This window comes from Roseovarius arcticus, from assembly GCF_006125015.1.
Classification (GTDB): Bacteria; Pseudomonadota; Alphaproteobacteria; order Rhodobacterales; family Rhodobacteraceae; genus Roseovarius; species Roseovarius arcticus.
In genome coordinates this window covers 1,688,267-1,701,853 of record NZ_SZZN01000001.1, presented here as the reverse complement: position 1 = coordinate 1,701,853, position 13,587 = coordinate 1,688,267, and the positions used below count along the sequence as shown (strand labels likewise).

Annotated in this window: 14 protein-coding genes; 8 read left to right on the top strand and 6 right to left on the bottom strand. The window is 56.1% G+C overall.

Annotated elements, in window-relative coordinates:
* Positions 1–25: 25 nt before the first annotated feature.
* Positions 26–790, bottom strand: a complete 765-nt coding sequence (locus MK6180000_RS08040; RefSeq protein WP_212751888.1) for a Tll0287-like domain-containing protein — start codon at positions 788–790, stop codon at positions 26–28.
* A 325-nt stretch (positions 791–1,115) separates the two neighbouring features.
* Here MK6180000_RS08040 and MK6180000_RS08035 point away from each other — a divergent pair, with 325 nt between their 5' ends.
* Both MK6180000_RS08035 and MK6180000_RS08030 read left to right on the top strand, forming a co-directional pair.
* Positions 1,116–1,775: a rhomboid family intramembrane serine protease gene (locus MK6180000_RS08035; protein WP_138934256.1), complete on the top strand. Its 660-nt coding sequence runs from the start codon at positions 1,116–1,118 to the stop codon at positions 1,773–1,775.
* A 767-nt stretch (positions 1,776–2,542) separates the two neighbouring features.
* Complete coding sequence (locus MK6180000_RS08030) at positions 2,543–2,989, top strand: acyl-CoA thioesterase (protein WP_212751887.1); 447 nt, start codon at positions 2,543–2,545, stop codon at positions 2,987–2,989.
* A gap of 256 nt (positions 2,990–3,245) precedes the next feature.
* On the opposite strand, the gene MK6180000_RS08025 is transcribed toward MK6180000_RS08030, so the two are convergent.
* On the bottom strand, positions 3,246–3,425 hold the full coding sequence (locus tag MK6180000_RS08025) for a hypothetical protein (protein WP_138934255.1): 180 nt from the start codon (positions 3,423–3,425) through the stop codon (positions 3,246–3,248).
* Positions 3,426–3,635: 210 nt separating this feature from the next.
* The gene (locus MK6180000_RS08020; protein WP_138934254.1) at positions 3,636–3,986 is read right to left on the bottom strand and encodes a hypothetical protein; all 351 of its coding nucleotides are present in this window, start codon (positions 3,984–3,986) and stop codon (positions 3,636–3,638) included.
* A 625-nt stretch (positions 3,987–4,611) separates the two neighbouring features.
* Here MK6180000_RS08020 and MK6180000_RS08015 point away from each other — a divergent pair.
* The 3 genes from MK6180000_RS08015 to MK6180000_RS08005 all read left to right on the top strand — a co-directional run bounded on the left by MK6180000_RS08015 (position 4,612) and on the right by MK6180000_RS08005 (position 7,135).
* Positions 4,612–5,157: a YaeQ family protein gene (locus MK6180000_RS08015; protein WP_138934253.1), complete on the top strand. Its 546-nt coding sequence runs from the start codon at positions 4,612–4,614 to the stop codon at positions 5,155–5,157.
* A gap of 286 nt (positions 5,158–5,443) precedes the next feature.
* Complete coding sequence (locus MK6180000_RS08010) at positions 5,444–5,830, top strand: ankyrin repeat domain-containing protein (RefSeq protein WP_138934252.1); 387 nt, start codon at positions 5,444–5,446, stop codon at positions 5,828–5,830.
* 144 nt (positions 5,831–5,974) lie between these two features.
* Positions 5,975–7,135 carry an IS30 family transposase gene (locus MK6180000_RS08005; RefSeq protein ID WP_138933174.1) on the top strand — a complete coding sequence of 387 codons (1,161 nt, stop codon included), beginning with the start codon at positions 5,975–5,977 and terminating at the stop codon, positions 7,133–7,135.
* A gap of 113 nt (positions 7,136–7,248) precedes the next feature.
* Here the strand turns inward: MK6180000_RS08005 and MK6180000_RS08000 are convergent, their stop codons facing one another.
* Together MK6180000_RS08000 and MK6180000_RS07995 are read right to left on the bottom strand one after the other, a co-directional pair.
* Positions 7,249–8,379, bottom strand: coding sequence for a TauD/TfdA family dioxygenase (locus tag MK6180000_RS08000; protein ID WP_138934251.1), 1,131 nt, complete (start codon positions 8,377–8,379; stop codon positions 7,249–7,251).
* A 642-nt stretch (positions 8,380–9,021) separates the two neighbouring features.
* Positions 9,022–9,303 carry a hypothetical protein gene (locus tag MK6180000_RS07995; RefSeq protein ID WP_138934250.1) on the bottom strand — a complete coding sequence of 94 codons (282 nt, stop codon included), beginning with the start codon at positions 9,301–9,303 and terminating at the stop codon, positions 9,022–9,024.
* 774 nt (positions 9,304–10,077) lie between these two features.
* Between MK6180000_RS07995 and MK6180000_RS07990 the strand changes: the two genes are divergently transcribed.
* The 3 genes from MK6180000_RS07990 (at position 10,078) to MK6180000_RS07980 (ending at position 11,244) form a co-directional block, all read left to right on the top strand.
* Positions 10,078–10,293: a hypothetical protein gene (locus MK6180000_RS07990; RefSeq protein WP_138934249.1), complete on the top strand. Its 216-nt coding sequence runs from the start codon at positions 10,078–10,080 to the stop codon at positions 10,291–10,293.
* A gap of 77 nt (positions 10,294–10,370) precedes the next feature.
* Positions 10,371–10,760 (top strand): hypothetical protein, encoded by a 390-nt coding sequence (locus MK6180000_RS07985; RefSeq protein ID WP_138934248.1) that lies wholly within the window; start codon positions 10,371–10,373, stop codon positions 10,758–10,760.
* 265 nt (positions 10,761–11,025) lie between these two features.
* On the top strand, positions 11,026–11,244 hold the full coding sequence (locus tag MK6180000_RS07980; protein ID WP_138934247.1) for a hypothetical protein: 219 nt from the start codon (positions 11,026–11,028) through the stop codon (positions 11,242–11,244).
* Here MK6180000_RS07980 and MK6180000_RS07975 read toward each other — a convergent pair.
* Complete coding sequence (locus MK6180000_RS07975) at positions 11,241–13,535, bottom strand: AAA family ATPase (RefSeq protein ID WP_138934246.1); 2,295 nt, start codon at positions 13,533–13,535, stop codon at positions 11,241–11,243. The two genes, MK6180000_RS07980 and MK6180000_RS07975, sit on opposite strands and share 4 nt — an antisense overlap.
* Positions 13,536–13,587: the final 52 nt, after the last annotated feature.

The window sequence follows — 13,587 nt, the reverse complement described above, 5'->3', positions numbered from 1 at the left end:
ATCGCGGACCGTGCCGCGCCCGTCGTTAACGCAGTAGGCTGATGCTGATCACACCACCAAGATCCCCGATCTTTCCCCCCTCTTTGGGATAGCCAGTTACGTCGATCTCGCCCTTTGGCCCGCCGTGGCAAGCGGTGCATCCCTCGCTATAATATTCAGGAACCAAGACCCGAAAGGCCGACTGATTGCCGAACGCCGCTTCAGCGGCGAAAATATCGTTTTTCGGCCAGTCTTCGGATGCCAGCCGGTCGGTGATTATCCCCGTCTCCCATTCGTCCGGCAGCGCCTTGCGATTGCGCACAAGATGCGGCGGGGCCGTCACCTTGACGACCGCCTGATCGCCGACGAGCTGGTAAAAGCGCTCATTAACCAGACGAGCGAACACCGCAGGCACGAAACCCTTGAAGGCGATGCCTTCGCTGTTAATCGTTGTCTGGTTGTCCGCCATTACCTCGCGGATCGCGGTCATCTGCGCAGCGATCAATGTCGCTTCACGCGGATCCTGTCCGTCGTACAGTGGTGAAACCTCATTGACCTCGATGTAGCGTTCGCGGGCGATGTCCAACACGAAATCACCGGTTAGGCCTTTGTCGCCGCCTTTCGGGTCGTTGATCACATCCTGCTGCGACCCGATCACCGCGCGCGCTTCACGCAGAAGCGACGCTAGACGAAGAGCGGTTTCCAGATCCTGTTTCTCGCTTGTCTGGGCTCGTGTGGAAAGTGTTACAGCTCCCAGAAACGTCATCAAGAAAAAGGCTGCCAAACCGAAATTTTCAATTTTTAAAAGCACCTATTGCTCCTAAACAGCAAGAAGGCAGACCAACGGCAGTGGTAAAATTTTCGAAACAATATTTTAATTTATCATGGATAATATGCGCTGTTGTCAATCAAAGGTTATATTTTCACCACGAAGCCGTGCCTTGCTGACTTGCATTTCCAATGAACCACATGTCTCGAAGATATTCTCATGAAGCTGACAGGAGCACGGGGCTAGCGAAATTGATCTAGTGGAGCAACATTGCCCGCAAGACAGCACTGTCGGCTCCAAATGGTTTCGCGACCTAAACCGACAGTTCGACCTTGGCCCCCATGCTTGGAAGGATTATCTCGCAATCATGAAATTTACATCTCCACGAGATCGCCGATCCACCCGCACTATGCCGCAGGCCGGTGCGCCAGGTTTCCTGTGGTGCCTCGTGGGCGTCATGACAGTGATAGAATTGATCCTCAGCCTTTCGGATTGGGGCGTCTTCGGAGAGCAGAACCTGCGCTGGACCGCCTTTTCTTTCGGCGCGTTCTGGCAGCCTGTTTTTGCCGGGACGGTGCCGCCGATCTATCCCGGCCAGACTGCCCTGATGTTCATCAGCCATGCCTTCCTGCATGCCGGGTTCGCCCATTTAGCGATGAACAGCGTCGTGCTCTTGTCGCTGGGGAAATTCATCTCGGACCAAATCGGGGCAGCCCGGACATTGTTGATACTTTTTCTGTCGGCGGTTGCGGGCGCGGCGTGTTTCGGGCTGCTGTCGGCCAGCCCTGCGCCGATGATTGGGTCGTCGGGCGCGGTATTTGGCCTGATCGGGCTGTGGCAGGCGATGGATTTCCGGATGCGCCGACGGGCGGGCCTACCGTTACAGCCGACCCTCACGGCGATCTTGGGACTGATTGCAGCCAATATCGCCCTTTTCGTGATCCTCTCTGGCGGTCTTGCCTGGCAGGCGCATCTCGGCGGGTGGATCGTCGGCTGGCTTTCGGGACAAAGCTTCGCACGGCGTTGATGAAGCTGCGGACCTGGCTATTCCGGGGTGCCGTTTCACCTCGGGTCAGCACAGGTCATGGAGTGGCGAGACTGGAATGCGACAGGCCACCTCGTGCGGGGTGGCACGGGGGAAACAACGTGCCGTCCTCTTTCGTCATCGGGGCGAGGCGTTCACACTGTCACGCGCGACCATCTCTGACGGCTGTTTCGAGCTCGAAAAGCTCGCTCCGCGGGCGTCTGGCCGTCAGATCGTACCCGGCCTGCTAGTTGGCCACTTTATTCAACAGTGGCATTTTGAACGTCAACAACTGATCATCGGCAATTGACGGAGGTTGCACCCTCCCGCAACACAATTTACTAAATAAGATCAAAGCGCTAGTGCCCTTCGGGGCACTCTCTGCGTTTCGGGGCAAGGCCACGGTGCTACGGCGAGGCGCAAAGCGGTGCGCCGAAGGCACGGCTTCCAAATTGCTAAACCGGGCGGAGACCGGACGTTCGCTGCAGGTCGGAACCATTCAGCTGGTTGATGGGAAAGTGGACGTTCTGGCTCTGTTTTTTCAGTCTCCGCAGGTCTCAGACTGATTGGGCGGAGTACAGTCTTATGGTCGTGCCGTGAGAAGTATTCTCACTGGCCATAAGTTATCGATATAGATCATGAATTGCGTTCTAATCGCTAACAGCGACGAAGGTTTTAGACCTACGCCTTGGAAGCGAACCTGATCGGCAACTTTTAATTCCCGTCATTTCTGATGTTTGTGTTGCTAAACAATTCCTTCAGCAATCCAGATGTGCATTGTATCGCGCTACCAGCAGCCCTACTTTACCAGCATGCCTAAATCAGGGACACCAACATTCGAGCATCGGGTGGCGATCATACCAAGCGATATTGACGACATGGGGCATGTCAACAATGCCGTGTACCTCCGCTGGGTGCAGGAAGTCGTTGTCCGTTTTTGGCAGCACATATCTTCCGTTGATACACAGGAAGGGCTTCTATGGGTGGCTCTCAAGCATGAAATCGTCTACCATAAGCCATTATTTTTTAATGACGAAGTAGATATCGCGGTCACTGCGACTGGAACGCGGGGATCTCGGGCGTCATTTTTAACAATCTTTAAGCGCGGTGAAGATATAGTTGCTGAAGTGCGTAGTTCATGGTGTTGCGTCGATGCAGCGACGCGGCGACCTAAAAGGATCGCTTATGACATCGTTCGTCGGTTTATGCCAAACTGAGACTGGTTTGCCCGTTTATTCATTGTTGGAGCCTTGTCGCAGGGATCATATTGCAGGCCCAGTTTTCCCTTGCCCAAATTTCAGATAATTTCGTAACAGAAGCAATTTGCCTTTCACGGCTCAGTGCTAGTGCGAACGGACGCGATGCACGGTAGCGTCGTTGTGCAAGGTGGGGCACACGGGAATAGTGAGCCGCGTCTAGCCTGAAAGTTTGCTATAGTTTCAGCCGTTCGACTTCTGACGTTGTCGCTGTCCTCTACAAACGCGTATCTTCCTCTTTCTCAAGCCGATCTTTACGAAGGCGCGCGGTTTTGATCTGGCGTTCTTCCGTTTCTTCTTCAGCGATTGCCTTCACTGCACGCGTGGTTTTGTCCAGCTTCGTTTCCTTTTCGGGCTTCGAGTTTGTAAATACTGTCGTCTTTGCCAGCTTGTTCATTAACAAATATCCTTGATGTACGTATTCCTAGGATCGCACTGCTAACACGCAGGAATTGATGAAATTGTTGGTCGTGTAGTCTGAACGGATCTTCTGACTTGCGGCACAGGAAATCGGGTATGGTCGCCGCCAAAGGACCGGCGGTCTTGTTGAAGGTAGGCGGGAAAAACCGAAGCTCATTCCCGCCTACTTTCGCAGTTCTACGGAAGCTTATGTGTCGTTGCTCAATGCATTCTCACAGGCATCCGCAAGATCCCTACTGGGTTCTTCAGCGCCGAGCGGGGTTGCCCATCCTGCGTCCTCAACAACGGTATGACGTTGATAAGACGAGGCATCTTCTAGTTCTGCCAATATCGCAACGGCACCCGGATCATTCCGAGATTTACGAATGCAGTAAGGCGTTAAAGCAACGACGACGGCCGCAGCGGAATCGTCATTCGACATTTCAGCCGCAGTGCCACCAGTGACCCAGCCACCCCAATTAAAGCCAATAATTGAAACAGCAATAGCTCCTGCTCCAACACCCAAGAGGGCAGGTTTTATCCATTCGGGAAATTGCATATTTTAGACCAATCTGATTTGGGAAGAATGCGCAGGATCGCGCACTTGATACCGGGGTAACACAGTCCGCAGGAGATTGCATGTTTAACCAGCGTTTCCAAAAGGCCATGCCAGCGCAGCGCGGCGAAAACCAAATTTTCTATATGCGCCCAGCAACTGAAACCAAGGTAGGATGCTGCTCAAAACGAACGGCAACTCTGGGAAAGTTTCACTTCGGCAGTGGATCAATTGGTCGATCTAGCGAACGGAAATTAAGTCCCGCTGACCGACATTTCATCCAACAAAATGCTGCAGGATCTACGAATGGCAGCTCTGACGGGCTACAATGCAGCATTGCGTCAGAGCATGAATGGCCGCTCTAGACCGGAAGCACTCCGAAACCATGGCTTGGAGACGGTTCTCCCGCATTGCTCAAAACCAAATGCACCATGCTGAACTTGTATTGCCCCGCTTCAGGCGCAGCCATGAGCCCGTCCGCCTCATAAAGACCAACCAACCTACACCGTGGCGTAACACAACTTAGCAACACCTCATCAACTCCCATTATCCGTGCCCTTTGTATCTGCTTTCCAAAGGTCACCAGAGGGAGTAGGCATCCCAATATTCTATTGTTTTGGGACAAATTATGGCGCAAAATGCCACCATTTATAAAGTCGAACTTTCAGTCTCCGACATGGATCGTCACTATTATGCAACCCATAAACTGACAGTTGCCAAGCATCCCTCAGAGACGGAAGAACGGCTGATGGTCCGCATTGTCGCTTTTGCGCTAAATGCCCATGAGCACTTGGAAATGACGAAGGGCCTTTCTACGGATGACGAGCCTGACATTTGGCAGAAAAGCCTGAGCGGCGAGCTTGATGTGTGGGTGGCCCTGGGACTCCCAAGCGAGAAGGTGATGCGTCAATCCTGTAGCAAAGCCGACAAGGTGATTGTTTATCCCTATGGCGGCAGGACAGCCGAGATGTGGTGGGATAAGATTAAAAACAGCACCAGCCGTTTTGATAATCTTCAGGTGATAAATTTTTCCGAGACCGACACAGGCGCTCTGGGAAAACTGGCAAGCCGCGCGATGAAGCTCCAGATCAATATTCAGGACGGCGATGTGATGGTCAGTGTGGGTGATAGCATCGTTTATGTTACCCCCGAAAAATGGAAGAGTGCTGCGTAATTCACCGGTGCCCGCCGCAAAGTCGGACTGAGTTGCTTGCTGGTGGCCTTCAGTCTGATGTGGCCCGCCGATAGCCGCATCGGGCAACCTGTACCGCAGCGCCGGTTCCTGTTACCAACGGCAGCATTGAGCCGTTTATGTCGATCAGGCGGGCGGAGCACTCAGGATGCACGTCGTGCCCCCGCAGGTCTGCTTCGAGCCCAGACCTACCAAAATTTACGAATGCTATTTGCTGGCAACTTGGTATTATTCGATCTGTAGGAACAACCGTATTGGACTTCACTAAATGCCCCAGAAGTCGAAAACTCGAGAGACGCTAGAAGAACTTTTAGCCTCATGCTCTGATACTTTTTCCCCCGCAGAGTTAGGTTCAGTGCCTGTGACTTTGGACGGCCGTGACGTCGATGGCGAAACACCGCTCCATGTGATGCTGTGGCGCGGAAATACCTATGCTGTATTACAATTTATTGAAGCAGGGGCAGATATAAATGCAGTCGGTGATATGGCTGAAACGCCGCTTCACATTGCAGTGAAACAACAGAACTCGGTTGCCATTGAAGCACTACTTAAGGCCGGAGCTGGTATGTCTCATGTGTCCGAGTTTCGACAGTCACCACGAGAACTTGCGGATGAATTGGGTGGCGACATCCGACGGCTTTTTGTCAACCAGTGAGGCTCTTTACCTCTCCAATGCCGAGGTCTGAAAAGTCCCGCACAGCAGACTCTGGTTCATATTGCTGCCAAGGTCCGCTTTGAGCGGTGGTCTCAACAGGTGGACGCAACACTTTAATCTTTAGGAAGAGATGGAGTGTTGGCAATGAAGTATCGTACCAGGATTTACTATTCGGCTGAGCAACGTGCGGATATCTGGGATCGTTGGCAGCGTGGCGAGTCGATGAGATCGATTGGACGGGTTTTTGACCGTCAGTCATCATCGGTGTTCTCAGTGATTTCCCCGACAGGAGGCATTCGCCCGCCAGATCGAATACGCGGAAAGTTTGCTCTTTGTCTTTCGGAACGCGAAGAGATCTCGCGCGGTCTGAGTATGAAGCAGTCCCTTCGTATGATCGCGCGCCAGTTGGGTCGCGCACCCTCGACGATCAGCCGGGAGGTCCGGCGCAATGGTGGCGTTGCGGGTTATCGTGCGACGGCATCAGATCAGGCGGCATGGAACCGTGCTCTGCGCCCAAAGATATGTAAGCTGGCTTGCCACCCAGCATTGGCCCACGCAGTATCAGCAAAGCTACGGCGTAAGTGGTCTCCCGAGCAGATTGCGGGCTGGCTCAAACGCGCGTTCCCGAGAGAGGCGCACAAACAGGTGTCACACGAGACGATCTATCGAAGCCTTTATATTCAAGCGCGCGGCGTGCTGAAGAAGGAGTTGCTTGAGCACTTGCGCGCCAAACGCACAGTCCGCCGCTCCAGACACGCAAGCCTCAAACGCAATGGTCTTGGTCAAATTAAAGACGCTGTATCGATCAGTGAAAGGCCCGCAGCTGTCGAGGATCGTGCCGTACCGGGGCACTGGGAAGGTGACTTGATTGGCGGCTCCAAGAACAGCTATGTTGCGACGCTTGTCGAGCGCCAGTCACGATATGTCATGCTGGTCAAAGTCGCTAACAAAGACACCGAAAGCGTCATCTCAGGGCTCATCAAGTCAGCTCAGAGACTACCCCGCGAACTCTACAAATCTCTGACATGGGATCGCGGCAAAGAGCTGGCGGATCACCCACGCCTGACCATGGCAACTGACGTCGACGTCTACTTTTGCGACCCTCAGTCACCGTGGCAACGCGGATCAAACGAAAATACCAACCGGCTTTTGAGGCAGTATTTACCAAGAGGAACAGACTTATCCGTCCATTCTCAAGCAAAACTCAGCGCAATCGCGAGGCAGTTGAACGAACGCCCCCGCAAGACCTTGCAATACCAAACCCCAGCGGAGAAGTTTGCGGAGTGTGTTGCGTCGATCAGTTGAGATCGCCGCCCTCTTTGACCGTTGTTGCACGCAAACAAATGGCCCCTTTTGTAGTCAAAGAGGCAAAAACGGGTCACCCCTATCGGATGACCTGTCTTCATTTGGTTCCATAATTACGATGCGAGAGCAACGTCGATCTTGCGCGCTAAAAGCCGCAGACGCGAAAAGAATTCGCCGCGATCGACATAGCACCCATGTAGATGTCGAAAGCCGGTGGATGGATCAAAGGAATCGCGGCCATGCAAAACGCGCCTGTTGTCGAAGACGACCATCTCGCCTGCCTTTAATTTGAGGGTAAGGCGGTATTTTGGATCTCGCGTTTTTGCCATGTACGCGCGGTAGGCGCGAAAATAAGCGGGCATGATCTCGGCTGGCATATCGAAAATTCCCGCCAAATGCGCATTGTAGCGGATCTCGATGACTTCGCCTTTTGACCCCAACGTGATGACCGGCCTGTGAATTCTGATATCCGCACAATCATCATGAAACCGGAAGGGAATGGCGACGTCGCACAGCAGGCGGAACGCTTCAGGGTCTTCGTTCCTTAGATCTTCTGCCATCGCAAATCCGTCTGCAAACAGCGATCCGCCGCCCGTCGCCTCATTGGCCAAACAGTGCAAGAATTGGTAACCCGGAGGCACCTCTTGATTGGGCAAGTCAGTGTGCAGCGGCAAGGCAACCGACGTGTAAGCGAGGTTGTTTGGATCAGGTTTGTTAACGACCTCAAAAGTGGTGCCAAAGTTTGTGGCACGTAAAAACCCGATCCGTTCGGCGATCTCTACGCCCGCGTCGGTGCGGTCCTGCAGGTGGTCAATAATTGTAAGACCGCAAGCAGCAGTGTCCTGCATCCAGTTCTTCAACGCAAAATCACCTGAAAGGATAGGTGCCGCCGGATGACGCGCAATGTTTGCAGCGCCGTGGTCTGCGCGCCAAAGCTGCGCCGAGACATCGCCTGCGTCAGCCGCAGGCTGACCTGGACGATGCGCCGTAAGCAAAGAAATCGGCAGGCGGCTTGTATGGCCGTCTGCATATTCAAGCACGGCAGCATTGCCTTCGAGCGCCGCTGAAATCAGCACTGGCGTTTCTTCAACTGCTAACAAATCAAGCAAGCGTTCATGGGTGTCTGGATGTAAACCAGTGGGGCAATTGTCGCGGAGCCAAATTGTTAGAAATTGTGTAGTCGTGCCGTCCGCCCAAGTCACGCCAAGCGTGTCAGTGCGGACCGCGAGGGTCGTTACCGTCATAGGGATACCTAATCATTTGATTTTATGTGGATATGGTCGACGTGGATTAGGTATAGGGCGGTGGCCACCACTCCTGTGTCTTGCCGTAAGGCGACCCTGTGGCGCGCCCTCCGGACAAAACGTGCATAACATCAAACTTCATAAGGCGATTGATAGGGGGGTAATTGAATAACGGCAATAACCGTTTGATTTTGAATTGCGAAGTCGGATGATAGCGCAACCAAGTTATGGCGTCGTGCTGGCGCTCAAATGCTATGCACCGGCTGCTATACTCGGTCCCCTCGCAACTCTCGCCTAAGCCATCTCATGAACGAAATATGACACGAAGCTGCAAACGCCGGAACCAGACATTGGAGCAGATGCAGCGAAAGTCAGGTGAGACCCGCTCTGCCGTCATCCGCCCATCGAAAATGCTGCAAGATGCACGAACGGCAGGAATGCGAAAGCTGCACTGCGGCGTGGCATGACCCGCTGAACGTCTCTTGTGGGCCGGAAGCTCCCAGGCCCGGCATGGCCAGTCTGACCATCGTGAACGGCCAGGCAAAAGATCCAAGCTTGTCGAGATTATAGAGAAGGCGGCTCTCAGGCGCTTTCCAAACGCCGCGCTGTGAATCCCGGAGACAAAATTACCAAGCAAACCGTCTACAAATCTAGGGGCACCTCAATGTGACTGTCGTTGAAGTAAATCCAATCATGATGGTTGATGTCCCTGCCGAGCCAAAGTTTGCCGCCGCGGAATTCGGCATGCCTCAGAATGTTCCGCACACAGGAGATCTCCACGTTCGCGATGTTCTTGGAGAATGTGGAGGCCCGGATGGAGAGCTGTCCGACTAAATCTGCGAGGACGGGCTTGCGGCCATTGAAGGCCATTCTATTGGTGAAGCACTCCGTGAGCCTGTTGACGTTCTTCGCATACTGGTTCATGGGGCTCTTCTTCTTTCTTTTGGGGGTCTCGATAATGAGACTGTTAACTCCCGAGTCCATATTATCGCGCAGGTAACATCCGTTAGCCGCAAGGGGCTATCGCCGCCTGAGACGCGCGCTTCGAACTCTCATATTTCGATTTGGACGACAATTCGAAACTCGTTTTCGCAAATTCCTCACGTAATTTTTCACTGCTGATGAGCCGAACGGGATAATATCCCTGACGGTGTTTGGGCAGTGGCGCGTATCGGAATAACTTTTTCCGGTGCTGATCTTTGTAAGTTTATGTTGCGAAACGATAAAAATATTATCGCTACCGCCTATGCGCAAAAGGTATTTGGGATTTTTTGCTTATGGACCGAACTAATAATGAAATCCAAATGCAGAATTTTGAGATCCGGAAGCTCATGGGCCGTACGGAATAATCTCGTCATTTCGGCACATTATGCCGACCCGGCGCGGATGTCAGCGCGCTCCTTTAAGGACGCTTTTCATGGTTGCCTGCGCGATGTCACACGCCGGGACGCGGTTACCCCTGCATCATTGGCGCTGATAGGGGTTTTCCATAGGATCGTGCGGCAAAATTGCGGGCATTTTTCTCGTTAACATGTTTCCGCAAGACCTTGTATTGGGCTCAGGCTATCTTCAAGAAATGTCGATAAATCTGCATTGCAGTCCTACAACAGCTCTTAGTGAAAACTGCTCTCGCGATAGCATTGTGAAGTCAAGCACGTCAGACTTCCTAGCGTAACGAGTTTCCAAGGGAGGGTGATCGTGAAAAGAGTTTTTACAGGCGCCGCAGTTGTGCTCATGGTGGCGAGCCCGGCCATGGCCGACGAGGTCAATTCCGCATATGCGGGATGCGTCACAGAGAAAGCGCTGGACGAGATCATCACTGCGGTCGTCAATTCCGATAAGCGCCAGATTGATGCCCTAACTGGTACGATCTGCGTAGCCATTGGCGGCCTTATATACTCACTGATCGACTAGGGACCCATCACGAGCGAAATCCGCTTCTACACCGACGCAGGATCAATGGCTCTGTTCACGCCAGCCGAGGCCACGCATTGAGAGCCTTCAGCGCCGCCGCATCGATCCTTTTGATCCTTGCGCTGGCCGGTACCTCGCAAGCCGGACCCAAAGAGGATGCTCTGGAGCTGCTGGAAATGTGGGATCCCGCAGAGATCCTGATGGACGGCTGCAAGATGACCGTCGCCCTGAATGAAGATCGCGTAACCGATGTCATGTATCTGGCGGTTCTGACTGCTGGGCTCTGCTTGGGTCCGCTGCTGGACATGCCGCTGGAAAGCGTGACGGAGGTTCATGTTCTGAGCAGGAACAAGAGCCAAGGCTATGTCTACGAGAAGGGGCTCGAAGACGGCGATAAGTTCAACAATCCCAGCCCCGGCGACAAGTCTACGAAGCTCCAAATTCTGAGCGCGACGCATCTATACTAATAGGGCAGGGCGCCGCCGTCGGGCGGGGCGCGTTCGGCGGTCTGTTCTATCCCTCCCTTAACATTGCATTGGCAAGACGGGGGAGGATGTTGCGGGGATAACCCTCTCGATTACTGAGCCAGTTGCGCGAAGTAGGCTTCGCTCGGCACGCCGGGCAACCTCTGCGCCATGACCAGGTCATAGTCCGGCCCTACGCCAGCTTGGAGCTTCTCTGGCAGATCCGAAAACCTATCTGGAGATTTCGGTGTGAAGCTGGCCGCCTGGAATGCGCGATCTTCGCAATCCGTTCCGCAACTTTCAGCTCGAAAATCGATCCTACTATTCCACTCCAGAAAGCCCGTCAGATCCGGATCCGGAAATTTTCCGTTTTTTTTGCTCTGTTATTGTTGAGCTTTTTTTCCAGATCCGTTTCGATCCAGCGTTTGGTGATTTTGAGAGTGGTCCGGGGAGTCCTCGGGAGGTTCAGGAGCCGCTTGGAGTTTAAGGCGTGATCGCGCGCCTTGGTTCGACTGCTGTCTCCCGCAATTCGACCTCTGCCGGTCGTGCCTGAGCCATCGCGTCTGCGTGATCTGCGACATCTTGCGCGGCGTTCTCGTTGACCCGCGCGAGCCATCCCTCCAGCCTCTCGCCCTCGAGGAGCCCCACCTCGAGAAGATCATCCGCCATCCGGGTCAGGAGGCCCTCGCGCGTCTCAAGCATCCGCATTGCGCGAGCCTCGGCGGCCTCGAGGCGGGCCCGGATGCGGGCGGCGTTCTGCGGCACGCGCAAGTAAGCGGCCGAGGAGGTATCGAGCCAGACCAGCCCTTCCGCGCCAAGGCCCATGCGGGTGTCGATGCCGGTGGCGGTCTGCGTCGCGTGGGCGAGATCTGACATCGCGTTGCCGCCTGCACCAGCTGCGGCATTGCCAAGGATCAGGCGCTCCGCCGCACGGCCTGCGAGAGAGTAGGTCAGCTCGGCCTCGAGATCGCCCAGCAGATGCTCGCCGGTGGCATAGGCCATCCAGGCCTGACCTCCCTGAGACGTCAGGACCACGCGCGTGATCTTCCCAAGACCAAGGCAGGTGCCGACAATCGCATGGCCGCATTCATGCAGCGCGATGCGGCGCTCCCGGGCGGGGTTATGGTTCTCCGCATCGGGGCTGAGCGCGGTGAGCACGTCGCGCGCGGCAACCGCGCGACCGTCATGGCGCGCAACGCTGCGCGCCTGGCGCAGCGCGCCGTCGACATCCGCCGCGCTCTGGCCAGTGGCGGCACGGGTCAGCCGCGCCATTTCCTCGAGGGGGATATCCGAACCCAGACCATCCCGGAGCATCCGCGCCAGCGCCCGCGCTCCTGGGAGTGGCACCTGCGCCTTGACGTCGATGCGGCCGGGCCGCAGCACGGCGGCGTCGATCTTCCCTGGATAGTTGGTGGTGCCGACGATCATCACGCCTTCGATGTCTTTGAGGCTGTCGAGCGCCTCCAAAAACCCGTTGATGACCTGCTGGCGGTAACTGCTGTTATGGAGGTCCGGATCGGCGCGGTCACCGACGGCGTCGATCTCGTCGATCACGAGGATCGAGGGCCGGGCCGCCGCCGCCTCATGGAAACTCTCGCGCATTGCCCGCAGCATGTGAGACAGAGTGCCCTGCGCTTGCCATGTCGCGAAGCTGCCGCGCACCAGCAGGGCGCCTGCACTGCCAGCCATGGCGCGCGCCAGATGCGATTTACCTGTGCCGGGCGGGCCGTAGAAGAGCACCGAGCGCTGCACGTCGGACCAGGCGACGGCCCCCTCCGCCCACCCCGCCAGATCCGCAACCATGCGGCGCGCTGCTGCCTCGGCCTCGCCGTAGCCCTCGATGTCATCGAGCGTGGGCCCCCGGTCAGATGTCTGCCGGGTGATCTCTGCGAGCCGCGCGGCGATGCAAGGCGGGGTGCCAGCCCGCAGGGCCAGCGTCACCGAGGCGTCTGACAGGCGCGCAAGAGCGCGCTCCTCGGGAAGGGCATCAAAGAGGTCAGGATTGATCTTGCCCGTCGCACTGCGGGTTACTGCGATCATCGCCATCAGGATGTCGCGCGACAGCGGCGCAAGGGGCAGCGCGCCGGGCAGCGCACGCCGCAGATCCTCTGGTAATTGCGCCAGCGTCTCGGCCAGGATCAGGACGGGATAGGGCGCGTCCAGCGCCCGCGTCACGGCTTGCAGCGCGGCGCCCTTGTTGCGCAGCTTGTCAGGGTCCTCGGCTGTGATCTCGACAACGCAGAGATCCGGGGTGCCATCGACGGTCGGATCTGCATCTTTCAGCAAAGCGGCGGTCCAGACCAGCGCCGCGTCCGGCAGGATCGCGGTCTCGAGCATGCTGCGCACCGCACTGGGCGACAGGCCGCCGGTATCTGGCCCGATCTCGATCAACGTCACGGCGCTCGGCGCCAGGATGGCGTCGAGGCGGTCTTCGCTGCCGATTGTCGCGCAAAGACGCAGCATCAGCGACAGATCAGTGGTCGGCACATGGACGGCCGGGCGATTGCGGCTCTGACCCTCCACCGCCAAGGGATCGCCTCCGGCGGCGCGCACGGCGCCTTGCGCATCACTCGGGATCTGCGTCGCTGGCGGCGCTGCGGCGCGCCAGCCGAGTGGCTCGGGATTGCGATCAGACATCTTGCGCGCGGCAGGCTCCTCTGGCTGCCAGGGACGGCGTCCGGAGCCGGGCCGGTTTGCGGCAAGCTCGGCATAGTCGGCGCGCAGGCGGGTGAGGGCGGTGGCGGCCAAAGGGGCCCAGGTGGGGGATGTGGAACTCATGGCAATATCCTTTCGTCGAGGGCAGGGAGGCTGGGCCCGCGCCGAACGGCGC

Coding starts and splice junctions, on each gene's coding strand:
- MK6180000_RS08035 (WP_138934256.1), top strand. CDS start 1,116: ATGAAATTTACATCTCCACGAGATCGCCGATCCACCCGCACTATGCCG.
- MK6180000_RS08030 (WP_212751887.1), top strand. CDS start 2,543: ATGTGCATTGTATCGCGCTACCAGCAGCCCTACTTTACCAGCATGCCT.
- MK6180000_RS08025 (WP_138934255.1), bottom strand. CDS start 3,425: ATGAACAAGCTGGCAAAGACGACAGTATTTACAAACTCGAAGCCCGAA.
- MK6180000_RS08020 (WP_138934254.1), bottom strand. CDS start 3,986: ATGCAATTTCCCGAATGGATAAAACCTGCCCTCTTGGGTGTTGGAGCA.
- MK6180000_RS08015 (WP_138934253.1), top strand. CDS start 4,612: ATGGCGCAAAATGCCACCATTTATAAAGTCGAACTTTCAGTCTCCGAC.
- MK6180000_RS08010 (WP_138934252.1), top strand. CDS start 5,444: ATGCCCCAGAAGTCGAAAACTCGAGAGACGCTAGAAGAACTTTTAGCC.
- MK6180000_RS08005 (WP_138933174.1), top strand. CDS start 5,975: ATGAAGTATCGTACCAGGATTTACTATTCGGCTGAGCAACGTGCGGAT.
- MK6180000_RS08000 (WP_138934251.1), bottom strand. CDS start 8,379: ATGACGGTAACGACCCTCGCGGTCCGCACTGACACGCTTGGCGTGACT.
- MK6180000_RS07995 (WP_138934250.1), bottom strand. CDS start 9,303: ATGAACCAGTATGCGAAGAACGTCAACAGGCTCACGGAGTGCTTCACC.
- MK6180000_RS07980 (WP_138934247.1), top strand. CDS start 11,026: ATGCGCGATCTTCGCAATCCGTTCCGCAACTTTCAGCTCGAAAATCGA.
- MK6180000_RS07975 (WP_138934246.1), bottom strand. CDS start 13,535: ATGAGTTCCACATCCCCCACCTGGGCCCCTTTGGCCGCCACCGCCCTC.